At 71.8% G+C, this 23,245-nt stretch carries 22 protein-coding genes and 2 pseudogenes; 9 read left to right on the top strand and 15 right to left on the bottom strand.

The features are described from left to right. Positions 1-2: 2 nt before the first annotated feature. The 9 genes from ACZ407_RS05950 to ACZ407_RS05910 form a co-directional block, all read right to left on the bottom strand. A complete protein-coding gene (locus tag ACZ407_RS05950) occupies positions 3-1,271 on the bottom strand; it encodes an ATP-grasp domain-containing protein (protein ID WP_468125832.1) in 1,269 nt (422 codons plus the stop codon). Next, positions 1,268-2,572 carry an MFS transporter gene (locus ACZ407_RS05945; protein WP_468125830.1) on the bottom strand — a complete coding sequence of 435 codons (1,305 nt, stop codon included), beginning with the start codon at positions 2,570-2,572 and terminating at the stop codon, positions 1,268-1,270. Before ACZ407_RS05945 ends, ACZ407_RS05950 begins: the two co-directional genes overlap by 4 nt. Continuing rightward, a complete protein-coding gene (locus tag ACZ407_RS05940; protein ID WP_468125829.1) occupies positions 2,569-3,840 on the bottom strand; it encodes an ATP-grasp domain-containing protein in 1,272 nt (423 codons plus the stop codon). Before ACZ407_RS05940 ends, ACZ407_RS05945 begins: the two co-directional genes overlap by 4 nt. Continuing rightward, the gene (locus ACZ407_RS05935; protein ID WP_468125828.1) at positions 3,837-4,607 is read right to left on the bottom strand and encodes an iron-containing redox enzyme family protein; all 771 of its coding nucleotides are present in this window, start codon (positions 4,605-4,607) and stop codon (positions 3,837-3,839) included. Before ACZ407_RS05935 ends, ACZ407_RS05940 begins: the two co-directional genes overlap by 4 nt. Positions 4,608-4,722: 115 nt before the next feature. Beyond that, entirely contained in the window at positions 4,723-5,832 is a 1,110-nt protein-coding gene (locus tag ACZ407_RS05930) for a 2,3-diaminopropionate biosynthesis protein SbnB (protein WP_468125826.1), read from the bottom strand. A 27-nt stretch (positions 5,833-5,859) separates the two neighbouring features. Next, the gene (sbnA, locus tag ACZ407_RS05925; protein ID WP_468125825.1) at positions 5,860-6,942 is read right to left on the bottom strand and encodes a 2,3-diaminopropionate biosynthesis protein SbnA; all 1,083 of its coding nucleotides are present in this window, start codon (positions 6,940-6,942) and stop codon (positions 5,860-5,862) included. After that, entirely contained in the window at positions 6,939-8,108 is a 1,170-nt protein-coding gene (locus ACZ407_RS05920; RefSeq protein ID WP_468125824.1) for an aminotransferase class I/II-fold pyridoxal phosphate-dependent enzyme, read from the bottom strand. Before ACZ407_RS05920 ends, sbnA begins: the two co-directional genes overlap by 4 nt. Positions 8,109-8,163: 55 nt before the next feature. Then, complete coding sequence (lysA, locus tag ACZ407_RS05915; protein ID WP_468125823.1) at positions 8,164-9,513, bottom strand: diaminopimelate decarboxylase; 1,350 nt, start codon at positions 9,511-9,513, stop codon at positions 8,164-8,166. A 57-nt stretch (positions 9,514-9,570) separates the two neighbouring features. Then, positions 9,571-10,197: a LysE family translocator gene (locus ACZ407_RS05910; protein ID WP_468125822.1), complete on the bottom strand. Its 627-nt coding sequence runs from the start codon at positions 10,195-10,197 to the stop codon at positions 9,571-9,573. 142 nt (positions 10,198-10,339) lie between these two features. On the opposite strand from ACZ407_RS05910, the gene ACZ407_RS05905 reads away from it, so the two are divergent. Further along, complete coding sequence (locus tag ACZ407_RS05905; protein ID WP_468125820.1) at positions 10,340-11,398, top strand: LuxR C-terminal-related transcriptional regulator; 1,059 nt, start codon at positions 10,340-10,342, stop codon at positions 11,396-11,398. Between the two features lie 58 nt (positions 11,399-11,456). On the opposite strand, the gene ACZ407_RS05900 is transcribed toward ACZ407_RS05905, so the two are convergent. From ACZ407_RS05900 to ACZ407_RS05880, 5 genes and pseudogenes are all read right to left on the bottom strand, one after another. Continuing rightward, entirely contained in the window at positions 11,457-12,998 is a 1,542-nt protein-coding gene (locus tag ACZ407_RS05900; protein ID WP_468125819.1) for a class I tRNA ligase family protein, read from the bottom strand. Between the two features lie 26 nt (positions 12,999-13,024). Next, positions 13,025-13,972: pseudogene (locus ACZ407_RS05895) on the bottom strand (NAD(P)-dependent oxidoreductase); the annotation flags it as partial. Positions 13,973-14,046: 74 nt separating this feature from the next. Continuing rightward, entirely contained in the window at positions 14,047-14,214 is a 168-nt protein-coding gene (locus ACZ407_RS05890; protein ID WP_468125817.1) for a hypothetical protein, read from the bottom strand. A 367-nt stretch (positions 14,215-14,581) separates the two neighbouring features. Beyond that, on the bottom strand, positions 14,582-16,288 hold the full coding sequence (locus ACZ407_RS05885; RefSeq protein WP_468125815.1) for a proline--tRNA ligase: 1,707 nt from the start codon (positions 16,286-16,288) through the stop codon (positions 14,582-14,584). Between the two features lie 135 nt (positions 16,289-16,423). Then, entirely contained in the window at positions 16,424-17,152 is a 729-nt protein-coding gene (locus tag ACZ407_RS05880) for a DUF5324 family protein (RefSeq protein ID WP_468125814.1), read from the bottom strand. A gap of 162 nt (positions 17,153-17,314) precedes the next feature. Here ACZ407_RS05880 and ACZ407_RS05875 point away from each other — a divergent pair, with 162 nt between their 5' ends. Further along, positions 17,315-17,842 carry a peptidylprolyl isomerase gene (locus tag ACZ407_RS05875; protein ID WP_468126066.1) on the top strand — a complete coding sequence of 176 codons (528 nt, stop codon included), beginning with the start codon at positions 17,315-17,317 and terminating at the stop codon, positions 17,840-17,842. A gap of 14 nt (positions 17,843-17,856) precedes the next feature. Next, positions 17,857-18,720 carry a rhomboid family intramembrane serine protease gene (locus ACZ407_RS05870; RefSeq protein ID WP_468125812.1) on the top strand — a complete coding sequence of 288 codons (864 nt, stop codon included), beginning with the start codon at positions 17,857-17,859 and terminating at the stop codon, positions 18,718-18,720. Positions 18,721-18,919: 199 nt separating this feature from the next. Here ACZ407_RS05870 and crgA read toward each other — a convergent pair whose 3' ends face one another. Continuing rightward, positions 18,920-19,177: a cell division protein CrgA gene (gene crgA, locus ACZ407_RS05865; protein WP_468125811.1), complete on the bottom strand. Its 258-nt coding sequence runs from the start codon at positions 19,175-19,177 to the stop codon at positions 18,920-18,922. A gap of 92 nt (positions 19,178-19,269) precedes the next feature. On the opposite strand from crgA, the gene ACZ407_RS05860 reads away from it, so the two are divergent. From ACZ407_RS05860 to ACZ407_RS05835, 6 genes and pseudogenes are all read left to right on the top strand, one after another. Beyond that, complete coding sequence (locus ACZ407_RS05860; RefSeq protein ID WP_468125810.1) at positions 19,270-20,025, top strand: DUF881 domain-containing protein; 756 nt, start codon at positions 19,270-19,272, stop codon at positions 20,023-20,025. Positions 20,026-20,074: 49 nt separating this feature from the next. Continuing rightward, positions 20,075-20,782 carry a class E sortase gene (locus ACZ407_RS05855; RefSeq protein ID WP_468126064.1) on the top strand — a complete coding sequence of 236 codons (708 nt, stop codon included), beginning with the start codon at positions 20,075-20,077 and terminating at the stop codon, positions 20,780-20,782. Between the two features lie 32 nt (positions 20,783-20,814). Continuing rightward, on the top strand, positions 20,815-20,991 hold the full coding sequence (locus ACZ407_RS05850; RefSeq protein WP_226731531.1) for a hypothetical protein: 177 nt from the start codon (positions 20,815-20,817) through the stop codon (positions 20,989-20,991). Beyond that, entirely contained in the window at positions 20,988-21,656 is a 669-nt protein-coding gene (locus ACZ407_RS05845; protein WP_468125808.1) for an aminodeoxychorismate/anthranilate synthase component II, read from the top strand. The genes ACZ407_RS05850 and ACZ407_RS05845 overlap by 4 nt, the downstream gene beginning before the upstream one ends. Positions 21,657-21,667: 11 nt before the next feature. Beyond that, positions 21,668-22,429, top strand: a pseudogene (locus ACZ407_RS05840) (class E sortase); the annotation flags it as partial. 27 nt (positions 22,430-22,456) lie between these two features. Continuing rightward, the gene (locus ACZ407_RS05835; RefSeq protein ID WP_468125806.1) at positions 22,457-23,161 is read left to right on the top strand and encodes a class E sortase; all 705 of its coding nucleotides are present in this window, start codon (positions 22,457-22,459) and stop codon (positions 23,159-23,161) included. The last annotated feature ends 84 nt before the right edge of the window (positions 23,162-23,245 follow it).

Here is a 23,245-nt window from a genome sequence, read left to right as displayed (position 1 = left end):
GTTCAGGCGGTGGCGGCCGGTTCGACGTCGTAGAACGACGGGCCGTCGAGGTAGCGGATGGTGTTGGCGTCGCGCAGCACGGTTTCCTCGTTCTCGTGCATCAGGACGACCACGGCCGGATAGCTGAGGTCGTCGACCGTGCGGGAGATCGGTCCGCCGGGCCGGGCGTACACCTTGAGCTCGGTGAAGCTCTCCAGGGCGCGTATCGCGTCGAGCCCGCGGTAGTCGCGCAGGGTGCCGGAGACCGGGGAGACCAGGCCGACGAAGGCGCAGAAGCGGCCGGGGGGCGTGGGGTCGGCGTGGTGGGTGAGGAAGTGCTGGGGCCGCAGATAGGCCTCGGCGGTCCAGTCGAGCTGGGAGCTGCCATGGGCCTGCTGGGCGTGCAGGGGCAGGTTGGCCCCGCAGATGCGGGCCCCGGCCTCGACCAGCCGCGGTCCGGCGTCGGTCAGTTTGATCTCGACGTGGGCCGGGCCGTGGGCGATGCCGAGGGCGTCGAGCACCCGGTGGGCGTAGGCGGTGAGCACGTCCTGCACGGGGCCGGTGCGCTGCATCAGGTAGACCGTGTCGGAGAGGTCCTGCACCCCGTTGGCGGTGATGCGGGTGGTGCGCCAGATCTCGCAGACCCGGTGCACTCCGTCCCGGCTGACGGTGTTGACCATGTATTCGGTGCCGCGCAGGTACTCCTGGGCGACGGCGCCCTCGTTGCGCTGGGAGAAGACGTTCTCCTGTCCGGCGATCTCCGCGTAGGCGGCGGCGGACTGCTCGGGGGTGTCGCAGAACCGGATGCCGTTTCCGGCGGCGCTGCGCAGGGGTTTCACCACGACCCGGCCGCCGTGTTCGCGGTGCCAGTCGGCGAGTTCGCCCGCGGAGTGGACCAGCAGCTGGCGGGCTCCCGGTACGCCCGCCGCCTTGACCGTTTCCACCATGACGTACTTGTCGCGGCGGGCGGCGCTCAGTGCGGTGCCGTTCGTGGGGAGCCCCAGGTGCTCGCTGAGGGCGTCGGCGAGCTCGACCCCGATCTCCCCGCCCGCGACCACGGCGGCCGGGCGGTGGGCGGCCACGGCGCGGGCGGTGGCGGCCAGGTCCCCGCGGTGCACGATGTTCTCGGCGTACGGGGAGAGGTCGAAGGCGCCCCGGTAGGCGGTCGGCACCTCCTCGGTGGACTGCACCCGCACCAGGGTGGCGCCCTGCTTCTGGAACTCGTCCGCGAGGGTCTTGGACAGCCCGTACGTGTCGACCAGCGCGATGACGGGCGACGGGGAAGCGGTCATGTCGGGTCTGCCTTTCCTGCGGGATCGGTGACGGGGGTGGCGGCCGGCGGCGGTGTTTCACGTGAAACAACCGGTGTTTCACGTGAAACACCGGCCCCGGCGGTGCTCCCTGCCCGGGCGGATGTTTCACGTGAAACATGACGGCGGTCCGGTCTGCGGCGGGCCGTGGCGCGCAGGCCGAGGCAGGCGGTCAGGCCCACGGCTGCGGTGAAGCAGCCGACCGCCACGAATCCTGCGGAGGGCCCGCCCCAGCCGGCGGTCAGTCCGGCGAGCGGGGCCCCCAGGGCGTTGCCGCCCGCCACTGCGGACCCGTACAGGCCCATCGCCCGGCCGCGGGAGTCGGCGTCCGAGGCCTCGCTGACGGCCGTGGCCGTCGCCGCGAAGGAGGCGGCGGAGAGCATGGCCGCGGGGGCCACGGCCACCAGCAGCACCCGCCAGTCCGAGGCCAGCGCCAGCGGTACGGTGACCAGGCCGAGCAGGGAGACCGGGATCCAGGCCGGCACCGGAACGGACAGGGTGCCGAAGAGGAAGCCGCCCGCCACCGCGTAGCCGCCGGTCATGGCGATGAGCAGGCCCACCCAGGACACGTCCCCCTCGGCCCGCAGCACGCCCAGCAGGGAGATCTCGAAGCCGGAGGAGATCACCCCGGTGGCGAACGTGCAGGCCAGCAGGAGGATCAGGGCGAGGCCCGGACGGCCCGGGGCGGGAGTGTCCCGCGGGCCGCCGGACTGCCCCGGCCCCGGCACCCGCAGGGCCAGGGCGGTCGTGCCGAGGACCAGGACGGCCCCCAGGGCGCGGGTGGTGAGGGCCGGGGAGAGCTGGGTGGCCAGGACGGCGGCCACTCCCGGCCCCACGAGGTACGAGACCTGGCTGGAGACCGAGTCCAGCGCGAAGCCCGCCTGCCGGTGCTCTGCCGGCACCTGCTGGGCGATCACCAGCCGGACCACGGTCGAGCCGGGCACCAGCAGCAGCCCGGACAGCAGCGCGCCGCCGACGAGCACCGGGTGCGGCAGCAGGGCCGCCACCGCCCAGAACACCGCCTGGGCGGCGGCGCTCACCAGCAGGACGGGCCGCAGTCCGCGCCGGTCCATGGCCCGGCCCAGGAAGGGGGATCCGGTCATCGCGCCCAGCATCCAGGCTCCGGTGACCAGACCCGCGGAGCCCAGGCCGCGGCCGAGCCCGAGGGTCACCTGAAGGGCCAGCACCACCGGGACCGCGATCACCGGCAGCTTCACGAACCAGCCCAGTGCGACGGTCTGCCAGACCCCCGGGACCCTCAGGACCTGCCGGTACTGCTTCATCCGAGCATGTCCGCGTAGAGCCGGGTCTCCAGCCTCCGCAGGGTCTCGTAGTCCTTCTCCAGCCGCTCCTTGCTCTCGGCGACGAGATACAGGTTGCCGGGGCAGGTGGCGAGGTTGACGGTGCGTTCGAGCACGTCCACGGAGTCGAGGGTGGTGTCCATGCCGTAGAAGCTGGGCAGCCGGCGGATCGGGCCCAGATCGGGGGCCCGGACCACCTTCCCCTCCACCGGGCTGAGCAGGTACACGTGCCGGGAGTGCAGCTCGGGCACCGGCCGGGGCCGGGTGATGGCGTGCTCGAACCCCTGCGGGTCCAGATAGCTCAGCGGCAGCAGGGAGTTCTGGCTGCGGCCGGTGAGGGTGAGGGCCGCGCCGGGGTCGCAGGCACCCTCGATGCGCGCACCGGTCTCGATCAGCACCGGGCCCTGCGCGGTCAGCATGATCTCGCTGTGCGCGGTGCCGTTGTCGATGCCGAGGGCTTCCAGCACGTCCTGGAGGTAGGTGGCCAGCAGCCCGTAGTCGGACTCGTGCGGATGCACCAGCTCGGAGTACGTGCAGACGGCGGTGGCGCCGACCATCCGGCGGTGCATCCGCCACACGTCGGTCACGTGGTGCCGGCCGCGCGAGCTGACCGAGTTGACGGTGAACTCCACCCCGCCGGCGTGCACGATGTCCTGCTGGACCAGCAGTTCCGCGTTGACCTTGCCGAACAGGCTGACCGTGCCCTGGAGTTCGGCGAAGGCGGCCGCCACCTCGGCGGCCGAGGAGCAGAAGCGCACGCCCTCCGCCGAGGTGCCGGCCAGCGGCTTGACCACGGCGTGCCCGTCCGTGCTGGTCCGGTACCAGTCCACGGCGGCGTCCGGGTCCGCGGTGCGCAGGTGCGGGATGGCGGCGATCCCGTTGGCCGTGAGCAGCTCCGCCATGTGGAACTTGTCCCGGCGGCCGTGCGCCGTCCGAGGGTCCAGGCCGGGCACGCCCGGGAAGTGCGGGGTGAGCCGGTCGGCGAGGTCCACGCCCGATTCGCCGCCCGGGACCAGGCAGGCCACCTCGTACGCGCCCAGGCCGGAGACCAGGGCGTCGAACCCGTCCGCCTCGTGGAGGACCAGCAGGAAGTCCTGCGGCCGGAAGGAGTCCCGCCAGAACGCGGAGTCGCTCTCCCGGCTGAGCACGGCCACGCAGCGGTACCCGAGCCCGTTGAACAGCTGCGCGAGCTTGATGCCGGCGCGCAGGGGATCGACGATCACCACCACCGACCGGGGCACGGCGGTCATGCCGCGGCGCCCGAGGGGTCCGCGGCCACCGCGAGCTCCTGCCAGAACGCGGCGAGCAGGTCGAGGTAGGCGGTGAAGCCGTACTCCAGGGCGGCGAGGTCCTCCTCGGTGCGGCACAGGGCGGCCGAGCTGGAGACGGCGTGCAGCTTGTGCTCCTTCTCCGCGGCACCGATGTGCAGGTAGAAGAACTCGCAGTGCTCGTGGAAGTCCTCCAGGGCGAAGTGGCGCATGTAGTTGCGCGCACCCTCGTAGAGGTAGACGAGCTGGGCGTACGCGTGCCACTCCTGGGCGAGCAGGGCCCCGCAGCCGACCTTGACGTTCTCGTGGCCGAAGAGCTTGGCGCCCTCGTCCACCACCCGCTGGGTGGCGGGCAGCACGGTCGGGTCGATGTCGTCGAAGGCGACCTCGAAGCCCTGGATGCGGGAGAGGAGAACGGAGAAGAAGTTCTTCAGCAGGACGGTGTGGACCTTCTTCGGGTCCCCGTTGCCCATCTCGTCGTTGAGGTTCTCGACCGTCTCGGAGCGGGCGACCAGGTCGTCCGGGGACATCCGCAGGAAGACGAGGGCGAGGCGGTTGACGGTCGGGGCGACCTGGGCGAAGAAGTTGCGGGCGACGATCTCGACCTTCTCCGCGGGGAGTTCGGTGGAGCGCCACAGGTCGTAGAAGGCGTTGTTGAGTGCGGGGTGGCGGTAGACCGACTCGGCCAGTTCCAGGACCCGCTTCTCGAATCCGTTGTCGGTGGGGGTCTCGGTCTCGGCGAGGGACATGCAAGGTCCTTTCGGGGCGGTACGGCGAACTGACGGGCTGGAAGAACAGGGGGAGCGGGGGGAGCGGGGAGAGGGGGCAGGGGAAGGGGCGGGGGAAGGGCGGTTCACCCGCGGGTCACCAGCGGCGGACCTCGCCGAAGAACCCCGGGACCGGCAGCAGCCGGCCGCGCTCGCGGGCCTGCCGGTGCAGCCGGTGGCCCACGGCGAGGTCGAGCACGCCCAGGCCGAAGGGGGAGAAGACCACCGGCCGGTCCGGCGAGACGGCGACCCGGCCGCGCAGCACGTCGGCGAGGGTGCCGTCGATGAAGGCCCGGTCCCCTTCGAGGAGCTGCTCGGCCAGGTGCGGCGAGGTGTCCGCCTTGAGGCAGTGCTCCACGTCGTCCACCACGTTCTGCGCGGTGAGCAGGAGCTGCGGCTTGATGTCCCGCAGCGAGATGTTGAGCACGACCTGCCCGGCACGCAGGGTGTGCTCGGTGCCGATGTACGGGTGCAGGGCGGTGGTGGCGAGGACGACGAGGTCGGCGGCGAGGGCCTCGGAGAGGCTGCCGGCGCGGACGGTGCCGGGTCCGTGCCGCTCGGCGAGGTGCCCGGTGAGGGCTGCGGCCGAGTCCGCGTCCAGGTCGTGGCAGACCACGTCCGTGAGCGCGATCCCGGCGGCGTCCAGGTACCGGCAGACCGTCCGGGCGATCACCCCGGCCCCGACCACGCCGACCGTGGCGGCCCGGCGGCCGCCCAGGGCGGTGGCGGCCAGGGCGGCGGAGGCGGCGGTGCGGGCCGCGCTGATCCCGGCGGACTCCAGGAGGGCGAAGGGGTAGCCGGTGCGGTAGTCGTTGAGGACCAGCACGGCCGAGGCGCGGGGCAGGCCGTCGCGGACGTTCGCCGGGAAGCTGCTGATCCACTTGATCCCGGCGACCCCGGTGCCCTCCCCTTCCGCGGCTGCGTCTTCCGCGGCTGCGTCTTCCGCGCCTGCGCCTTCCGCGCCTGCGCCGGCGGGGCTTTCGCCCTCCGCACCGCTGCCGTCCGTGCCGCTGCCCAGGAAGGCGGGCAGGGCGATGATCCGGGCGTCCGGCTTCTCGGGGAAGCGCAGGAAGTAGCTGTCCGGGTTGACGGTGCGCCCGGCGTCGTGGGTCAGGTAGGCCTGCTCGACCCAGTCGATGACCTGGCGTTCCCGTCCGTCGAGGAGTTCGGCGATGTCCTTGCCGGCCAGTACGGAGAATTCGGGCATGGGGCGGGGGCTCCGGTGGTTCGTGGGTCAGCGGGTGGACTGGAGGGCGCAGGGCCCGAGCGGCCCGGATCCCGGCACCCCGGGTCCGGCGGCGCCGGTCCCGGGCAGGTCGGCACCGGTCCCGGGCAGGTCGGCACCGCTCCCCGGCAGGTCCGTGCCGGGTTCGAGCACGTCCGGCCCGAGGGTCGCGGCCACCCATTCGTCGTCGTAGAGCGTGCCGAGGTAGCGGTCGCCGAGGTCGGGGGCGATGACGAGGACCCGGCTGCCGGCGGGGATGTCCGCGCTCAGGGCGGACACCGCCGACAGGGCGGTCCCGGTGGACGCCCCCGGCAGCAGCCCGTACGTACGGGCCACCCGCCGGCAGGTGCGGACGGTGTCCGCCTCCGGGACGCGGACCTTGGTGAAGGACCCGTCGTCGGTGAACAGCTCGGGCCGCCGGCTGGCGCCCAGGCCGGGCAGGTACCGCCGGGCCGGGGCGCCGCCGAACGTGACCGATCCGACCGCGTCCACCGCCACCACCCGGGTGGGCAGCTGCCGTTCGCGGACCGCCTGGAGGCAGCCCATGAAAGTGCCGGTGCTGCCCACCCCGACGAACAGCCAGTCGGGGACGCCGTACCCGTCCAGCACCTCCGCCATGGTGTGGCGGCTGTGGGCGCGGGAGTTGGCCGGGTTGGCGTACTGGTTGAGCCACACCAGGCCGGGGGTGGTCCGCAGCCGGTCCCGGATCAGGTCGATCCGGGTCTGGAGGTAGCCCCCGTTGCGGTCCCGCTCCCGCACCACGACCACCTCGGCGCCGAGGGCCCGCATGTGGCGCAGGCTCTGGGCCGGGGTGTTCGGGTCGGTGACGAGGGTCAGCCGGAGGCCCTGGGCCGCGCACAGGGTGGCCAGTGCGATGCCCAGGTTGCCGGAGGTGGACTCGATCAGGGCGGAACCCGGCCCGAGCAGGCCCTCGTCCTCGGCGGCGGCCAGCATTTCGCGGGCCGTCTTGAGCTTGATGGAGCCCGCCGGGTTGAGGGCCTCCAGCTTCAGCGTGGTCCGGACGTGCGGGACGTAGCCGGGCAGGGTCAGGAAGGCGTACGGGTCACCGAGGTCGTGGACCCGGTCGGTCACGCCTGGGCCTGGACGTGCGACAGGGCCTGGTCCAGGTCCTTGATGATCGCGGTGACGTCGTTGCTGTAGCCCAGGGCCAGGCGGACCGTGCCGCGCGGGACGCCGATGCTGACGAGCTCCTCCTCCGAGTACTCGAAGTACGTGAAGAAGGTGCTCTGCTCGACCAGGGTGTGCGGGGCGCCGAAGTTGGAGGCCATGAAGGGCACCTGGAGGCGGTCGACGACCTCGGCGGTCTGCTCCTCGGTCATCTTCAGCTCGAAGGTGATGACCCCGCCGAAGCCGTTGAGGTACTTCTGCGCCAGCTCGTGGTGCGGGTGGCTTTCGAGGCCGTTGTAGTAGACGCGGTCGACGGCCGGGTGGCCCTCCAGGTAGCGGGCCACCTCCAGGCCCATGGCGTTCACCCGCTCCATGCGCAGCTGGAGGGTGTAGAGGCTGCGGCGGAGCAGGAAGGCCGTGTTGCCGTCGGTGATCGGGCCGGTGGTGTCGCGGTACCAGCGGAGCTTCTCGATGAGCTCCTCGCGGCCGGACGCGACGCCGCAGACGATGTCCCCGTGGCCGCTGAGGTACTTGGTGGCACTGAAGAGGACCAGGTCCACGCCGTGCTGGAGGGCGTGGAAGTTCGGCGGCGGGGAGAAGGAGCTGTCGAGGGTGAGGATGACGTCCGGGCCGACGGCCTCGCGGACCTTCTCCACGTCGATCAGGTACATGTGCGGGGAGGAGGGCATCTCCAGGTGCACGAGCTTGATCTTCCCGCGCAGGGCGGCGATGTCGGCGACGAACTTCTCGGGGTTGCGGATCGAGAACTCGTGCACCTTCACGCCGAACTTCGGCAGGATGTGGTGGAAGACGTTGCGGACCTGCCGGTACGACTCGGAGGGCAGGACCACCTCGTCGCCGGCCTCCAGCAGCGTCAGGAAGGCCGTGACGTGGGCGGCCATGCCGGAGGCGAAGACCAGGGAGCTCTCGGCGCCGCTCAGTTCGCTGAGCTTGTTCTCGACCTCGATCCAGGTCGGGTTGGAGTAGCGGCCGTAGCGGCCCGCGGGCTCCGAGCGGTCGTGCAGCCCGGCCTTCACGTGCTCGGCGTTGTTGAAGTAGTACGAGGCGCTCTGGTAGGTCGGCGACTCGATGCTGTTGGTGTACGCGTCCTGGGTGCGGTGCTTCGTCATGCTGGCTCGTGCTCCTTGGTGGGTACCGCCGGGCGGAAGGCTGAGGGGGCGGCCGTCATCCGAGGTCGAGGGCCATGAGGTCCTCGACGGTCTCGCGGCGCACGATCTCCCGCGCCCGGCCGCCGGCGACCGCGATCACGGGCGGCCGCGGGATCTGGTTGTAGGTGTGGGCGAGGCTGCGGCAGTACGCGCCGGTGCCGGGCACCGCGATGAGGTCGCCGGCCTGTACGTCGGAGGGCAGGTGGTCCTCCTTGACCACGACGTCCCCGGCGTCGCAGTGCTTGCCGACGACGCGGACCAGGGTGGGCGGGGCCTGCGAGGTCCGGCCGGCCAGCTGCACCGAGTAGGTGGCGTCGTAGAGGGCGGTGCGGACGTTGTCGCTCATGCCGCCGTCGACCGCCACGTACGTGCGCAGGCCCTCGCGGACCTTGACGGTCCCGACCCGGTACAGGGTGACCCCGGAGGGGCCGGCGATGGCGCGGCCGGGCTCGATGGCGAGCCGGGGGACGTCGGTGCCGAGGGCGGTGCACTCCTCCGCCACCACCGTGCGCAGGATGCGGGCCATCTCGGCGGCGGGGGTGGGCTCGTCCTCGGCGGTGTAGGCGATGCCGAAGCCGCCCCCGAGGTCGATCTCGGGCAGCTCGATCCCCTCGGCCATGAGCTTGGCGCGCAGGCCGAGCAGCCGCCGGGCGGCGGCCTCGAAGCCGGCCGTGGTGAGGATCTGGGAGCCGATGTGGCTGTGCAGGCCGCGCAGTTCGAGGAGCCCGCCGCGGGCCACCCGGCGGACGGCCTCCTCGGCCTCGCCGCTGACCAGCGAGAACCCGAACTTCTGGTCCTCGTGGGCGGTGGCGATGTGGGCGTGCGTGTCGGCGCGCACGCCGACGGTGACGCGCAGCAGGACCTTGGGGCGGGTGCCCGGGAACTGCGGGGCGAGGGCCTCCAGCCGGTCCAGCTCCTCGCGGGAGTCGACCACGATGCGGCCCACCCCGTAGTCGAGGGCGGCGGCCAGCTCGGCCTCCGACTTGTTGTTGCCGTGCATCAGGATGCGTTCGGCGGGGAAGTCCACGGCCTTGGCGTAGGCCAGTTCGCCTTCGGTGCAGACGTCCAGGCTGAGCCCGGCCTCTTCCGCGAGACGGGCGCTGGTACGGGTCAGAAAGGCCTTGCTCGCGTAGTACACGTCGAAATCGTGGAAGGCCGTCCGGAATTCGGTGCAGCGCATCCGGAAATCGGTTTCGTCGAAGAGGTAGGCAGGGGTGCCGAACCGTTCGGCGATTTCCGTCACGGACACGCCGCCGATGTTCAGCACGCCGTCGGTGTCCTGCACTGCTGTCGTCGGCCATACCCGGGGGCGCAGCGCGCCGGTGGCGGCCGGCGCGGAGGAGGTGTGGGTTTCTGCAACGGACACGGGAATTCCCTGGGTGAGGAAGCTGGTGGAAGTGGTCCGGAGGCGGGGCGCGCCGGCTCAGATGTCGAGCAGGAGAATCGCGGCGAGCAAGAACATGACGATTCCGCAGGACACGTTGACGCGCCGGGTGAAGGTCTTGCTGTCGGCAAAACGCTTGCTCAGCGCCCCGCTGGCCACGCCGACGGCGGCGTCGGCGGCGAAGCCGATGCTCACGAAGATGGCGCCGAGAACGAACAGCTGGACCGGTACGGGCCATCCGGAAGGCGAGGTGAATTGCGGCAGGAATGCCACGTAGAAGACGATCACCTTGGGGTTCGTCAGATTCACGATCATCGCCTTGTACGCGATTTTCGCGTAGGACCGGCGGGATCTGTCCGCATTCACGGAGAGATCGGACTTGTCCCGGAGGATGGATACGCCGAGATAGACGAGATAGGCGATTCCGATGCCCTTGAAGATCATGAGGAGCCAGGGGTACTGGGACATCAGGAGGGCCACTCCGAGGGCGGCCAGGGCGGCGTGCACGAACATGCCGCCGGCGACTCCCGCGGCGGCCGAGACGCCGCCCGTACGACCTTGGGAAACCCCGTAGGACATCACGTAGAGCATATCGGGGCCGGGGGTTATGCAAACAATTGTGGCAGCCAGCAGAAACGACAGGAAAAGAGTGCTCTGTATATCCACGTCTCTCTTGCTTTCGTTATGGCTGCCGAACCCTTCGCAACCCCCTGGAACGATGTTTCCACCCTGCCATCCCCACCCCTGTCTGTGCCGCTGCGGCCAGGCATGCTTATATGCACGAGCTACATCAGGAGGGGTGAATAAAATGGACGAACGCGACATACCGGGCATTGATCTGCTCGCGCCGCTCAGTTCTTTAGAACTGGCCGTCTATACACACGCGGTGGAGAGCTCCGGGATACGGGACGTGGAGGCTCTCACACTGGAGGGCATTCCGCAGGGGGATGTGAAAAAAGCCGTCGAGAGCCTCGTCGAGCGACGGCTGCTGCTGGCGGTGGGCACCCCGGATCCGCATTACGTCGCCGCGTCCCCGGACGCCGCCTCCGACGCGCTCGTGCACCCCGTCGCCCAGCAGGCCCGGCAGCTGCGCAGCGCCGCCGACCGGCTGCGCGACGAACTCACCCCGGTGTACGAGGGCGGCCTCGCGCGCAGGCTGCGCCGGCCGCCGGTCGAGGAGCTCCACAGCGTGGCGGCCGTCCGCGACCAGCTGACGAGACTCGCAGCTCAGGCCACCTTCGAGGTGCTCACGTCGCAGCCGGGGGGCGCTCGCGACGAGGACGTGCTCCAGGAGGCCATGACGCGGACCGAGGAACTCCTCGGACGGGGGGTGCGGATGCGGACGCTCTACCAGTCCACCGCCCAGTTCAGCGCGACGACCACCTCGTACGTGGACATCGTCACCGAGCTCGGCGCCGAGGTGCGCACCCTCGGGGACGGCTTCATGCGGATGATCGCCTTCGACCAGGAGGTGGTGGTCATCGAACTGCGCGGCAACCCGCAGGGGGCGCTCGTGATCCGCGAGCCGAATATCGTCGGTTTTCTCGTCGCGACCTTCGAGCGCATGTGGGGCCAGGCCGAAGAATTTCCGACAAGTCATGGCCGGGACCAGGCTATTTTTGCCTCGGACAAAGCGAAGGAGGATATTATCCGGCTGCTTCTCCTGGGTGAGCCGGACAAGGTCATTGCCCGGCGCATGGGGATGACCGTCCGCACCTGCCAGCGCCACATCGCCAAGATCATGGAACGGATCGGCGCGAAGAGCCGGGTCCACGCCGGATACATCCTGCGCGAGTACGAGGGCCGGATTCCCTCGGGCATCGTCGCCTCGGACGACACGGGGCCCGGGACGCGGAATTCCGCGTGACCCGGGCCCCGACCGGTCTCCGGCCGGTCTGCCGGTCAGGCCCCGGCAGACCGGCCGGTCAGGCGCCGAAGACCGGCCCCGCGTAGGAGGCGAGCCGGCCGGAGGTCCGCGGCACCACCAGTGCCGCCGCGGACACCGGCCGGTCCGCCGGCACCCCGAGTACGGCGGCCAGCCGGGCCGCACCCTCCGGCAGTAGCGGGGCCGCCCACGCCGACAGCGCGGCGGCCACCGCGAGCTGGCCGGCCAGCGCCGCCCGGCGCGCCTTCGGCCCGGCGTCGCCGTCCCGGCCGGCCGCGTGCAGCCGGCCGAACTCCGCCGCGCCCGAGACCACCCCGTCCAGCAGGGCGACCGCACGCCGCGGATCGAACCCCGCCGTGCCGTACGCCTCGCGCAGCTGCGCCACCGACCCGAGCAGTCGCTCCCGCAGCCGCTCCCAGGCGGCCCCGGCCGGCTCCTCCGCGGGGATCCGGCCCCCGCACTCCTCCCGGACGGCCGTGAACAGGCCGTCCAGCCAGGCGTTCCACAGCCCGTCCAGCCGCCGCCGGCTCACCGCCAGAGCGGGCATGCCGGTGCCGTCCTCACGGTCCTGGGGCAGCTGCGCACACACGTGGTAGCGCAGGAGGTCCCCGCCGGCCGGACCGCCCGGGCCCGCGTCCGCCCGGTATCCGCGGACGGCATCCGCCTCGGGGCCCGCCTCGGGGTCGGCCTCGGGGTCGGACGGCGGGACCGCCTCGGGGTCGGACGGCGGGACCGCCTCGGGGTCGGACGGCGGGACCGCCGCCCGGGCTGCCCCCAAGTCCGGTCCCACGTTGGCCGACGGGTCCGCCGGCGGCTCCGCCGCGAACACCGACCCGGGCGGCCCCTCGAACCGGACGGCGATCCGCTGGTCCTCGAAGCCGACCACCGGCACCGGGACGCCCCACTCCGCGGGCCGGGTCACGGCCACCGCCGCACCCCCGCCCGCAGCGGACTCCCCGAACAGCTCCCGCACATGGCGCGGCACCCGCAGCTCCGGCCGCAGCCCACCGCCACCGGACCGCCCGGGCGCGGCGGCTCCGCGCGGGGCCCGGACGTACAGCCGCTCGTACGGCCGCAGTTGCGCAGGCGCGCCGCACCGGGCGCACTGCGGCCCGGCGAGCTCCGCCGGATCGACCGGCCGGGCGCAGGAACCGCACGCACTGCCGTCGGACGCCGCCCCGCAGCCGGGACAGCCGCCCACCACCCGGGGACCGGACAGCCAGCGCTCGCAGCCCCGGCAGTACGGCAGGTCCGCCGTGCGCGCCACGATCAGACCCGCGTCGTACAGCCGCCGGAAACAGGCCATCACGGCCTGCTCGTGGCCGGGGTCCCGGCGCGGCCGCACGACCCGGCCGGCACCCGGCACCGGCCCGGCGGCCGGGCCCGCAGCCGTCGCCGGCCGCCCGGCCCCGGCCGCGCAGGACCCGGCGGCCGCCGGCCCGTACAGCGCGCTGCGGGCCTCCGCGCGCAGGAAGCGGCTGAGCACGTCCCCGGCCACGTACGGCCCGGCGATGGCGGCGTCGCCCGGCGTGGGCCCGGTCCGGAGACCGGCCGTGCCGAGCGCCGCCGAGGAGGCCGTCATCGGCCGAGGTCCGCCAGCGAGGACCCGTTCACGGCGTCCGGGACCGGCTCCCCGGCGAACGCCAGGCGCACGGACTCGGCCACCGACACGCCCGCCTTCTCCTGCGCCTCGCCGGTCGAGGCGCCCAGGTGCGGGGTCACGACCACCGAGTCGAAGTCGAACAGCGGGGATTCGGTGGTCGGCTCGAACTCGAAGACGTCGATGCCCGCGCCGGCCACCCGGCCCTCCTTGAGGGCGAGCGCCAGCGCCGTCTCGTCCACGATCCCGCCGCGGGCGGCGTTGATGATCCGCACGCTCGGCTTCACCTTGCGCAGGGCCTCGTCGCCGATCAGCCCGATGGTCTCCGGGGTGCGCGGCAGGTGCACGGTGATGAAGTCGGAGCGGCGCAGCAGCTCGTCGAGGGTGACCAGTTCCACCCCCAGCTCCGCAGCCCGCTCGGGCGCCGCGTACGGGTCGTACGCGATCAGGCCGAGGCCGAAGGCGGCCAGCCGCTGCGCGACGAGCGCGCCGATCCGGCCGAGGCCGACGATGCCGGCGGTCTTGCCCGCGAGCTCGACCCCGCCGTACTGAGAGCGGGCCCACTTGCCGCCCTTGAGGGCCGAGTTGGCCGCCGCGACGTTGCGCGCCGAGGCCAGCAGGAGGGCGATGGCGAGCTCGGCGGCGCTCACGATGTTGGAGGTGGGCGCGTTCACGACGAGGACGCCGGCCGCGGTGGCGGCTTTCACGTCCACATTGTCGAGGCCGACTCCGGCCCGGGCGACGACTTTCAGCCGGTCGGCCGCGGTCAGGACTTCCGCGTCCACTTTCGTGGCGGAACGCACGAGCAGGGCGTCGGCATCCGCAACGGCCTTCAGGAGTTCCTCGCGGTCGGCACCGTCACAGTGCCGGATCGTGAATTCTGGGCCGAGTGCATCGAGGGTCGCCTCGCTCAGCTGCTCGGCGATGAGGACGACGGGGCGGCGGCTTTCGGACATCCTGCTCATGCTCCTTTGGGCAATGTGTACCGGGGTGCAGGCCAACTTCCGCGAGAATTCACGGAATTTTTATGTCAGCCCCAGCCGAGGTCCTTCTTGCCCGTGGCGTCCGCGGCGGACGTGACGAGGGGGGAACCGGAGCCGGAGGAGTCGGCGGAGCCGGTGGCACCCAGGCCCACCAGGCTGATCAGACCGGTCGAGAGGGTCACAACGGAGACGAAGGTGACGGCGATTCGCTTCATTGCTGATTCCACTTCCATGGCGGCGCAGGGCACTGCGGCGCGGTACGGCCGGAACGGCGGAGAACCGTTCTTCACGACCCCTCCATCCTCGGGCAGCAAGCCTCCCGAGGGTGCCGGTGTCATGTGTCGCATTGTGGAGATGCGCATTTTGCCGAGTGAATGAAAGGCGCAATGCGGACAGAACCAGAAAATCTGCCGGTGATCCCGGAACCGGTCGCCGGGCCGGAAATCGGCCGACCGGTGAAGATTCTTTCGCGGCCGCCGCCGAAGGTAAAGAAAAGGTGGGCCCTTCCCGGCAGTGTGCCAGGAAGAACCCACCTGTGAACCCCTTTCGCCACCGCTTTTCCGGCGGCTCTCGAGCAAGGCGTCAGACGCCCCCGCCCGGCACCAGCCGCGCCACGGCCTCCGCCACCGGGAGCTCCTCGCGCTCACCGGTCCGGCGGTCCTTCAGCTCCAGCACGCCCTCCGCCGCCCGCCGCCCCGCGACCAGGATCTTCGGGATGCCGATCAGCTCCGCATCGGCGAACTTCACCCCCGGGGACACCCCCGCACGCTCGTCCACCAGCACCCGCACCCCGCGGCCCGCCAGCAGCTCCGCCACCTCCAGCGCCAGCCCCGTCTGCACCGCCTTGCCCGCAGCCACCACGTGCACGTCCGCCGGCGCGACCTCCGCCGGCCAGCACAGCCCCCGCTCGTCCGCGGACTGCTCGGCCAGCGCCGCGACCACCCGCGAGACCCCGATCCCGTACGAGCCCATCGTCACGCGCACCGGCTTCCCCTCCGGCCCCAGCACGTCGAGCCGGAAGGTGTCCGCGTACTTGCGGCCCAGCTGGAAGATGTGGCCCACCTCGATCGCCCGGTCCAGCACCAGCCCGCCCCCGCACGCAGGGCACGGGTCGCCGTCCGCCACGACCACCACGTCCAGGTACCGGTCCACCGCAAAGTCCCGGCCGCACACCACGTTCCGCGCATGCGTGTCCGGCCGGTTCGCCCCCGTGATCCAGGACGTGCCCGGTGCCACCCGCGGATCCGCCAGGTACGGCACCTTGTCCAGCCCCTGCGGACCCACGTACCCGCGCACCAGGTCCGGACGGAGCGCGAAGTCCTCCTCCGTCACCAGCTCCACCACCGCGGGCGCCAGATGCTCCGCCAGCTTCCCCAGATCCACTTCGCGGTCACCCGGCACACCCACCGCCGTGATCTGCCCGTCCACCTTGACCAGCAGGTTCTTCAGCGTCGCCGCAGCCGGCACCCCCATGTGGGCCGCCAGCGCCTCGATCGTCGGGGTGTCCGGAGTCGCCACCTCCGCCAGTGCCGGCAGCCCGTCCGCCCCCGCCGGCCGCAACGGGAACGTCACCGCCTCCGTGTTCGCCGCGTACCCGCACGACGGACAGTCCGCGAACGTGTCCTCACCCGCCGCCGACGGCGCGAGGAACTCCTCCGAAGCCGAACCGCCCATCGCCCCCGACACCGCCGAGCAGATGCGGAAGTCCAGCCCCAGCCGCGTGAAGATCCGCCGGTACGCCTCCCGGTGCAGCGCGTACGCCTCCGCCAGCCCCTCGTCGGTGGTGTCGAACGAATACGAGTCCTTCATCTGGAACTCGCGGCCCCGCAGCACACCCGACCGCGGCCGCGCCTCGTCCCGGTACTTCGTCTGGATCTGGTACAGGATCACCGGAAGGTCCTTGTACGAGGTGCACTGGTCCTTCACCAGCAGCGTGAAGACCTCCTCGTGCGTCGGACCCAGCAGGTACTCCGCACCCTTGCGGTCCCGCAGCCGGAACAGCAGGTCCCCGTACTCCGACCAGCGGCCGCTCGCCTCGTACGGCTCCTTCGGCAGCAGGGCCGGCAGCAGGACCTCCTGCCCGCCGATCGCGTCCATCTCCTCGCGCACCACGCGCGACACGTTCTCCAGCACCCTGCGGCCCAGCGGCAGCCAGCTCCACACCCCGGCCGAATTCCGCCGTACGTATCCGGCCCGCACCAGCAGGCGGTGACTCAGCGTCTCCGCGTCCGCCGGGTCCTCGCGCAGGGTCTTCGCCATCAACCGGGACATGCGCTGGACCTGGACCATGCTGAACTCCTGCGGAATCGGTGCCGAGCAGCCATGAAACCGTCCGGCCCCGCCCCCGCGCAACGCAGATTCCGGGCAAACCGGCGGGCCCGGACCCCACCGGGGACCGGGCCCGCACCTGGCCGGAACGGCCCGTCAGCGCCCCCCGTCCTGCTCCCGCTCCGAAGCCGCGGCCTCCGCCTCCTCGGCCGCCTCCTCCGCCGCATCGTCCAGCGAGCGCTCCGGGCCGCTGCCGTCCACCGAACCCACCGAACCCCGGTCCGCCACCTCCGTCGCCGCCGGCGGCTCCACCAGCCAGTCCGGATTCGACTGCTGGTCCCACCACTTCCACGCAGCGAAGGCCGCACCCGTCAACAGCCCGGCAAGAGCCACCCCCTTGAACATCCGCCGGTTCCGCGCCCGCCGCTCGTGCCGGCGCACCAGCCGCTGCACCTCCTTGGCCGACACCTGGCCCCGCAGCGCCGCCAGCGCCGCGGCCGAACGCGAAGCGGCCTCCTCGGCCACCGGCCGGCCGGCCGCCACCGCCTGCTCGATCCGCGGCTGGGCGTAGTCCGCCGCATGCCGGCAGGCCCTGCGCGTCCCGCGCACCATCCTCACCGCGGTCTCGTCCACCTGCGGCGGCAGCGCCCCGCGCGCCTGCACCAGCCGAGGCGCCACATGGGCCCCGTACTGGACACGCGCCTGCCGGGCGGCCTCGTGCGCCGCGCCCGACACCTTCGGGGCCAGCCGCTCATTGGCCTCGTGCGCATAGTGCAGAGCGGCGTCCCGGGCCGTCCCGGCATACGGGGCCACCGCCTCCGCAGCGCTCCGGACGCTCTCCTTGGCCGTGCCGGCTGCCGCGAGCAGGCCTTCCGTGCGGGTCACGTGATCACTCCTCTTCGGTGGCGGACACAGTTCACCTTTCCACCCATTGCAGGATCATGCCCCTTATAACCCCGCACGGCATGCGCGGACGTGCATCTGGGTGTCCGTGGTTCGTCCATGCGAGGATCGAGGGACTCAGATGGACTTATGGAAGGCAGATTCGTGGCCGAGAAGCTCTACGCCACCCTCAAGACCAACCACGGCGACATCGAGATCGAGCTGCTGCCGAACCACGCACCGAAGACCGTCAGGAACTTCGTCGAGCTCGCCACCGGCAAGCGGGAGTGGACCGACCCCGAAACCGGCGCCAAGTCCACCGCACCCCTCTACGACGGCACCGTCTTCCACCGGGTCATCAGCGGCTTCATGATCCAGGGCGGCGACCCCCTCGGGAACGGCACCGGCGGCCCCGGCTACCAGTTCCCCGACGAGTTCCACCCCGACCTCGCCTTCACCAAGCCCTACCTGCTCGCCATGGCCAACGCCGGCCCGGGCACCAACGGCTCCCAGTTCTTCATCACGGTCGCCCCCACCGCCTGGCTGACCCGCCGCCACACGATCTTCGGCGAGGTCGCCGACAAGGCCAGCCAGGCCGTCGTCAACGCCATCGCCGGCGCAGCCACCAACCCGCGCACCGAACGGCCCCTGGAGGACGTCGTCCTCGAGTCCGTCGTCATCGAGACGCGCTGAACCGGGCGGGGGCCATGGACACCGAGCGCCTGCCGGTCTGCTACCGGCACCCGGACCGCGAGACCGGCATCCGCTGCACCCGCTGCGACCGGCCGATCTGCCCCGACTGCATGGTCGACGCCTCCGTCGGCTTCCAGTGCCCCGAATGCGTGCGCACCGGCTCCGGCACCGGCCACAGCCCGCAGGCCACCGAGCCGCGCACCCTCGCCGGCGGCACCCCGGCCGCCGACCCGAGCCTCGTCACCAAGCTGCTGATCGCCGCCAACCTGGCGGTGTTCCTCGGAGCGCTCGTCTACAAGCAGCCCTTCGTCGACGCCCTCGGGCTCGCCGGACAGTACTTCGACCCGGCCTCCGGCACGTGGGAGGGCGTCGCCGAAGGACAGTGGTACCGGCTGCTGACCTCGATGTTCCTCCACCAGGAAATCGTCCACATCGGCTTCAACATGCTGAGCCTGTGGTTCCTCGGCCCGCCCCTGGAAGCCGCCCTCGGCCGCTCCCGCTACCTGGCGCTCTACCTGGGCTCCGGGCTGGCCGGCAGCGCCCTCGTGTACTGGCTGGAATCCCCGCAGCAGCTCACCCTCGGCGCCTCCGGGGCCATCTTCGGCCTGTTCGGCGCCACCGCCGTGCTCATGCGCCGGCTGCGCTACGACATGCGCCCCATGATCGCGCTGCTCGTGCTGAACCTCGTGCTGACCTTCGGCTGGGGCGGGATCTCCTGGCAGGCCCACATCGGCGGCCTGGTCGGCGGCGCGGTCATCGGCTTCGGGATGGTCCACGCCCCGCGGGAACGGCGGGGCCTGTGGCAGTGGGGGAGCGTGGGGCTGGTGCTCGCCGCGGTGGTCCTGACCGTGCTCCTGAGGACGGCCGCGCTCACCTGAGCGCCGAGAGTTGTCCACAGACCGGGGTGGATCTTGTGCATGTGGGGCGGTGGGGTGCTCACGTGCAAGGACCCAGGTCGGCGGCGGTATCAATCACACCGGCGTCAACCTGGGTCCAAGTTATCCACAGATCTTCTGTCTTTTCCTCAGCTGTGGATAGCGCTGTGGATAACATTGGGGAGAGCTTGACAGCCCCCCGCTACTTCCACTGCGTGGAGACGCCGAAGCCGGCTGCGATGAAGCCGAAACCGACCACGATGTTCCAGTTGCCGAGGGCCTCGACGGGCAGGCGCGTGTCCGTGACGTAGAACATCACGATCCACGCCAGACCGACGAGGAACATCGCCAGCATCACGGGGGCGACCCAGCTGCGGTTCGTCAGCTTGATCGCCTGGGCCTGCCGGGCGGCCGGCGGCGGCGTGTAGTCGGTCTTCTTGCGGATCCGTGACTTCGGCACGAGGGTCTCTCCTGTCGATGCGCTGGGGACTCTTCCTCCCCCGGGCGTCCGTTAGCGTAGTGGTTCTTGAGGCGTTGAAGGAGAAGGGTACGTTGAGCAATTCCGACCGTTCCCACCGGAGGCCGGTCCGGCTCCTGACCCTCGCCGTGTTCGCGCTCGCCGGACTCATCTTCGTCACGAGCTTCAACACTTCCAAGGGTACGAACATCCGGACCGACGACTCGCTCCTGAAACTGTCGGACCTGATCCACGAGCGCAGCCAGAAGAACGCGGGCCTGGAGGACAGCACCAGCGCCGTCCGCCGCCAGGTCGACGCCCTCGCCGAGCGGGACGACGGCAGCACCCGGGCCGAGGACGCCAAGCTCAAGGCCCTCCAGAAGGCCGCCGGGACCGATCCGCTCACGGGCCGGGCCGTCACCGTCACCCTCAACGACGCCCCGCCCGGGGCCAAGGCCCGCATCCCCAACGTGCCCGAGCCGCAGCCCAACGACCTGGTCATCCACCAGCAGGACCTGCAGGCCGTGGTGAACGCCCTCTGGCAGGGCGGGGCCCGCGGGATCCGCGTCATGGACCAGCGGCTGATCTCCACGAGCGCCGTGCGCTGCGTGGGCAACACGCTGATCCTCCAGGGCCGGGTCTACTCCCCGCCGTACAAGGTGACGGCCGTCGGCGACCCGGGGGCGCTCCGGCAGGCCCTCGCCGACTCCCCGGCCATCCAGAACTACCAGCTCTACGTGAACGCCTACGGGCTGGGCTGGAAAGTGGAGGACCACAAGGCGCTGACTCTGCCGGGGTACTCCGGCACAGTGGACCTCCACTATGCGAAGCCCGTGGAGAGCCGTTCCTGAACAGCCCCGCCCCGGTCCGGGCCGCCCGCGCCCCGAGGCGGTGCTGCGGCTGGCCGTGCGCACCTTCAGCGAGCTGTGCCTGACCGCCGGCACGCTCATCCTGCTCTTCGTCGTCTACGTGCTCTTCTGGACCGGGGTCGAGGCGGACCGGGCGATGGAAGCGGAGCTGGCGGGGCTGCACGAGCGCTGGGCGCGGGAGGCCGCGGCGGCGCCCCGGGCCCCGGCCCCGCCCCGGTCCCAGGCCCCGCCCCCGTCGCAGGTTCCGCCGCCGCCCGAGTCCGGGCCGGAGGCGGCCGCCCGTACGCCGGGGCGGGCGTTCGCCGAGATGTACGTGCCGCGGTTCGGGGCGGACTGGCACAAGCCGGTGCTGGAGGGGACCGGGCCGGGGGTCCTCCGGCGGGGGCTGGGCCACTACGAGGGCACGGCGCCGCCGGGCGGCACCGGGAACTTCGCCGTCGCCGGACACCGCCGCACCCACGGGGACCCGTTCAAGGACTTCCCGCGGCTGCGCCCCGGCGACGCGGTGATCCTCAAGGACCCGGCGGCCACGTACACGTACACGGTGCGGACGGGCCCGGTGCGGACGGTGCCGGGGGACACGGCCGTGCTCGATCCGGTGCCGGTGAAGTCGGGGTTCACCGGGCCGGGGCGGTACCTGACCCTCACCACCTGCGATCCGGAGTGGGGGCACAGCCATCGTCTCATCGTGTGGGCGGAACTTTCCGAGACCCGGCCCGCGCGGCAGGCCAGCCCGTAGTCTGTTGCTCGATACGGAACGGAAGGGACGGCATGTACGGCTGGATCTGGCGGCATCTGCCGGGCAACGCGTGGGTGCGCGCGCTGATCTCCCTCGTACTGGTCCTGGCCGTGGTCTTCGTGCTGTTCCAGTACGTCTTCCCGTGGGCCGAGCCGCTGCTTCCGTTCAACGATGTGACCGTCGACGAAGGATCGGGAGCCACCCGGTGAGCGCGCGCATTCTGGTCGTGGACAACTACGACAGCTTTGTTTTCAACCTGGTCCAGTACCTGTACCAGCTCGGCGCCGAGTGCGAGGTGCTGCGCAACGACGAGGTCGCGCTCGCCCACGTCCCCGGCCCCTCCTCGCCGAAGGCGGGCGAGGAGGGCGGCTTCGACGGGGTGCTGCTCTCGCCCGGGCCCGGGACCCCCGAGGAGGCCGGGGTCTGCGTGGACATGGTCCGGCACTGCGCGGACACCGGGGTGCCGGTCTTCGGCGTCTGCCTGGGCATGCAGTCGATGGCCGTGGCGTACGGCGGTGTGGTCGGGCGGGCTCCGGAGCTGCTGCACGGCAAGACCTCGCCGGTGCTCCACGAGGGCAAGGGCGTCTTCGAGGGGCTGCCCTCGCCGTTCACCGCCACCCGCTACCACTCGCTGGCCGCGGAGCCGCAGACCCTGCCGGACGTGCTGGAGGTGACCGCGCGGACCGAGGACGGGATCATCATGGGCCTGCGGCACCGGGAGCACGACGTGGAGGGCGTGCAGTTCCACCCCGAGTCGGTGCTGACCGAGTGGGGCCACCGGATGCTCGCGAACTGGCTGGTGCGCTGCGGCGACCCGGGGGCCGTGGGACGGTCGGCGGGCCTGGCGCCGGTGGTGGGCAAGGCCGTCGCGTGACGGCCCTCGCGCCGCCCGCTCCCACCGGGGGGCGGGCCGCGCGGCGCCGGGCAGCCCAGGAGGCCGCCAGACGGGCGCGCAGGCGGGCCCGCGGGGGTCCGCTGGTGGTCGCCGGGCGGGTCGCGGGGGAACTGTTCATCACGGCGGGCGTGCTGATGCTGCTCTTCGTCGCCTATCAGCTCTGGTACACCAACGTGCTGGCCGGGCGGAACGCCGACGGGGCGGTGGGCAGCCTCCGGGAGCACTGGGCGCGGGACGACGGAGCGGCGGCGGTGCCGCAGGCCTTCGAGCCCGGCCAGGGGTTCGCGATCATGTACATCCCGAAGCTGGACGTGAAGGTGCCGGTGGCCGAGGGGGTCAGCAAGCCGAAGGTGCTGGACCGGGGGCTGGTCGGGCACTACGGGCAGGGCTCGCTGAAGACGGCGATGCCGGGGGACCGTACGGGGAACTTCGCGGTGGCGGGGCACCGGAACACGCACGGGGAGCCGTTCCGGTTCATCAACCGGCTGCGGCCGGGGGACCCGGTGGTGGTGGAGACCCGCGAGGCCTACTACACGTACGAGATGACCTCGATCCTGCCGCAGACCTCGCCGGCGAACGTGGGGGTGCTGAAGCCGGTTCCGGAGGGCTCGGGCTTCACCCGGCCCGGCCGCTATCTGACGCTGACCACGTGCACGCCCGAGTTCACCAGCACCTATCGGATGGTGGTGTGGGGCAGGATGGTCGACGAAAGGCCGCGCAGCAAGGGCGTGCCGGCCGCGCTGGCCGGATAGCAGCAGCAGTCAGGGGACGGTGGGCAGGTGTCGGGCACACGCAGGCGGACGCGGAACCGGGTCGCGGCCGTGCTCAGCCTCACCGGGGAGCTGCTGATCACGGCGGGTCTGGTGCTGGGACTGTTCGTGGTCTATTCGCTGTGGTGGACGAACGTGCTGGCGGACCGGGAGGCCTCGGCGCGCGGGGACGCGGTGCGCGAGACCTGGCGGTCGGCGCCGGTGGCGGCGGGTCCGGGGGCGCTGGACACGAAGGACGGGATCGGCTTCCTGCACGTGCCGGCGATGGGCGGCGGGGAGGTCCTGGTCAAGAAGGGCACCTCGTCCGAGGTCCTGAACGACGGGGTGGCCGGCTACTACACGCAGCCGGTGAAGTCGGCGCTGCCGTGGGAGGAGCAGGGCAACTTCACGCTGGCGGCGCACCGGGACGGGCACGGGGCCAAGTTCCACAACATCCACCGGCTGCGGGACGGGGACGCGATCGTCTTCGAGACCCGTGACACCTGGTACGTGTACAAGGTGTTCGCGGAGCTGCGCCAGACGTCGAAGTACAACACGGAGGTCCTGGCTCCGGTCCCGCGCCAGTCGGGCCGCACGACCCCCGGCCGCTACATCACCCTGACGACCTGCACCCCGGTGTACACCTCGAAGTACCGGTACATCGTGTGGGGTGAACTGGTGCGGACCCAGAAGGTGGACGCGGGGCGGACGCCGCCGGCGGAACTGCGCGGGTGACGGGTGTGGAGCCGGGCTCCTTGAAGGAGCTCGGTTCTGATACGCCGGAAGGCCGGGCCCCCCGTTCGGGGCCCGGCCTTCCTT

The sequence above is a fragment of the Streptomyces sp. NPDC030809 genome (genome assembly GCF_055572195.1).
The sequence above is the reverse complement of the archived record's forward strand: the minus strand, read 5'-3'. Positions and strand labels throughout refer to the sequence as shown.

Excerpts from the sequence above, each read along its gene's own strand:
- ACZ407_RS05950 (WP_468125832.1), bottom strand. The coding sequence starts at position 1,271 with ATGACCGCTTCCCCGTCGCCCGTCATCGCGCTGGTCGACACGTACGGG.
- ACZ407_RS05945 (WP_468125830.1), bottom strand. The coding sequence starts at position 2,572 with ATGAAGCAGTACCGGCAGGTCCTGAGGGTCCCGGGGGTCTGGCAGACC.
- ACZ407_RS05940 (WP_468125829.1), bottom strand. The coding sequence starts at position 3,840 with ATGACCGCCGTGCCCCGGTCGGTGGTGGTGATCGTCGATCCCCTGCGC.
- ACZ407_RS05935 (WP_468125828.1), bottom strand. The coding sequence starts at position 4,607 with ATGTCCCTCGCCGAGACCGAGACCCCCACCGACAACGGATTCGAGAAG.
- ACZ407_RS05930 (WP_468125826.1), bottom strand. The coding sequence starts at position 5,832 with ATGCCCGAATTCTCCGTACTGGCCGGCAAGGACATCGCCGAACTCCTC.
- ACZ407_RS05920 (WP_468125824.1), bottom strand. The coding sequence starts at position 8,108 with ATGACGAAGCACCGCACCCAGGACGCGTACACCAACAGCATCGAGTCG.
- ACZ407_RS05905 (WP_468125820.1), top strand. The coding sequence starts at position 10,340 with ATGGACGAACGCGACATACCGGGCATTGATCTGCTCGCGCCGCTCAGT.
- ACZ407_RS05900 (WP_468125819.1), bottom strand. The coding sequence starts at position 12,998 with ATGACGGCCTCCTCGGCGGCGCTCGGCACGGCCGGTCTCCGGACCGGG.
- ACZ407_RS05890 (WP_468125817.1), bottom strand. The coding sequence starts at position 14,214 with ATGAAGCGAATCGCCGTCACCTTCGTCTCCGTTGTGACCCTCTCGACC.
- ACZ407_RS05885 (WP_468125815.1), bottom strand. The coding sequence starts at position 16,288 with ATGGTCCAGGTCCAGCGCATGTCCCGGTTGATGGCGAAGACCCTGCGC.
- ACZ407_RS05870 (WP_468125812.1), top strand. The coding sequence starts at position 17,857 with ATGGACACCGAGCGCCTGCCGGTCTGCTACCGGCACCCGGACCGCGAG.
- ACZ407_RS05850 (WP_226731531.1), top strand. The coding sequence starts at position 20,815 with ATGTACGGCTGGATCTGGCGGCATCTGCCGGGCAACGCGTGGGTGCGC.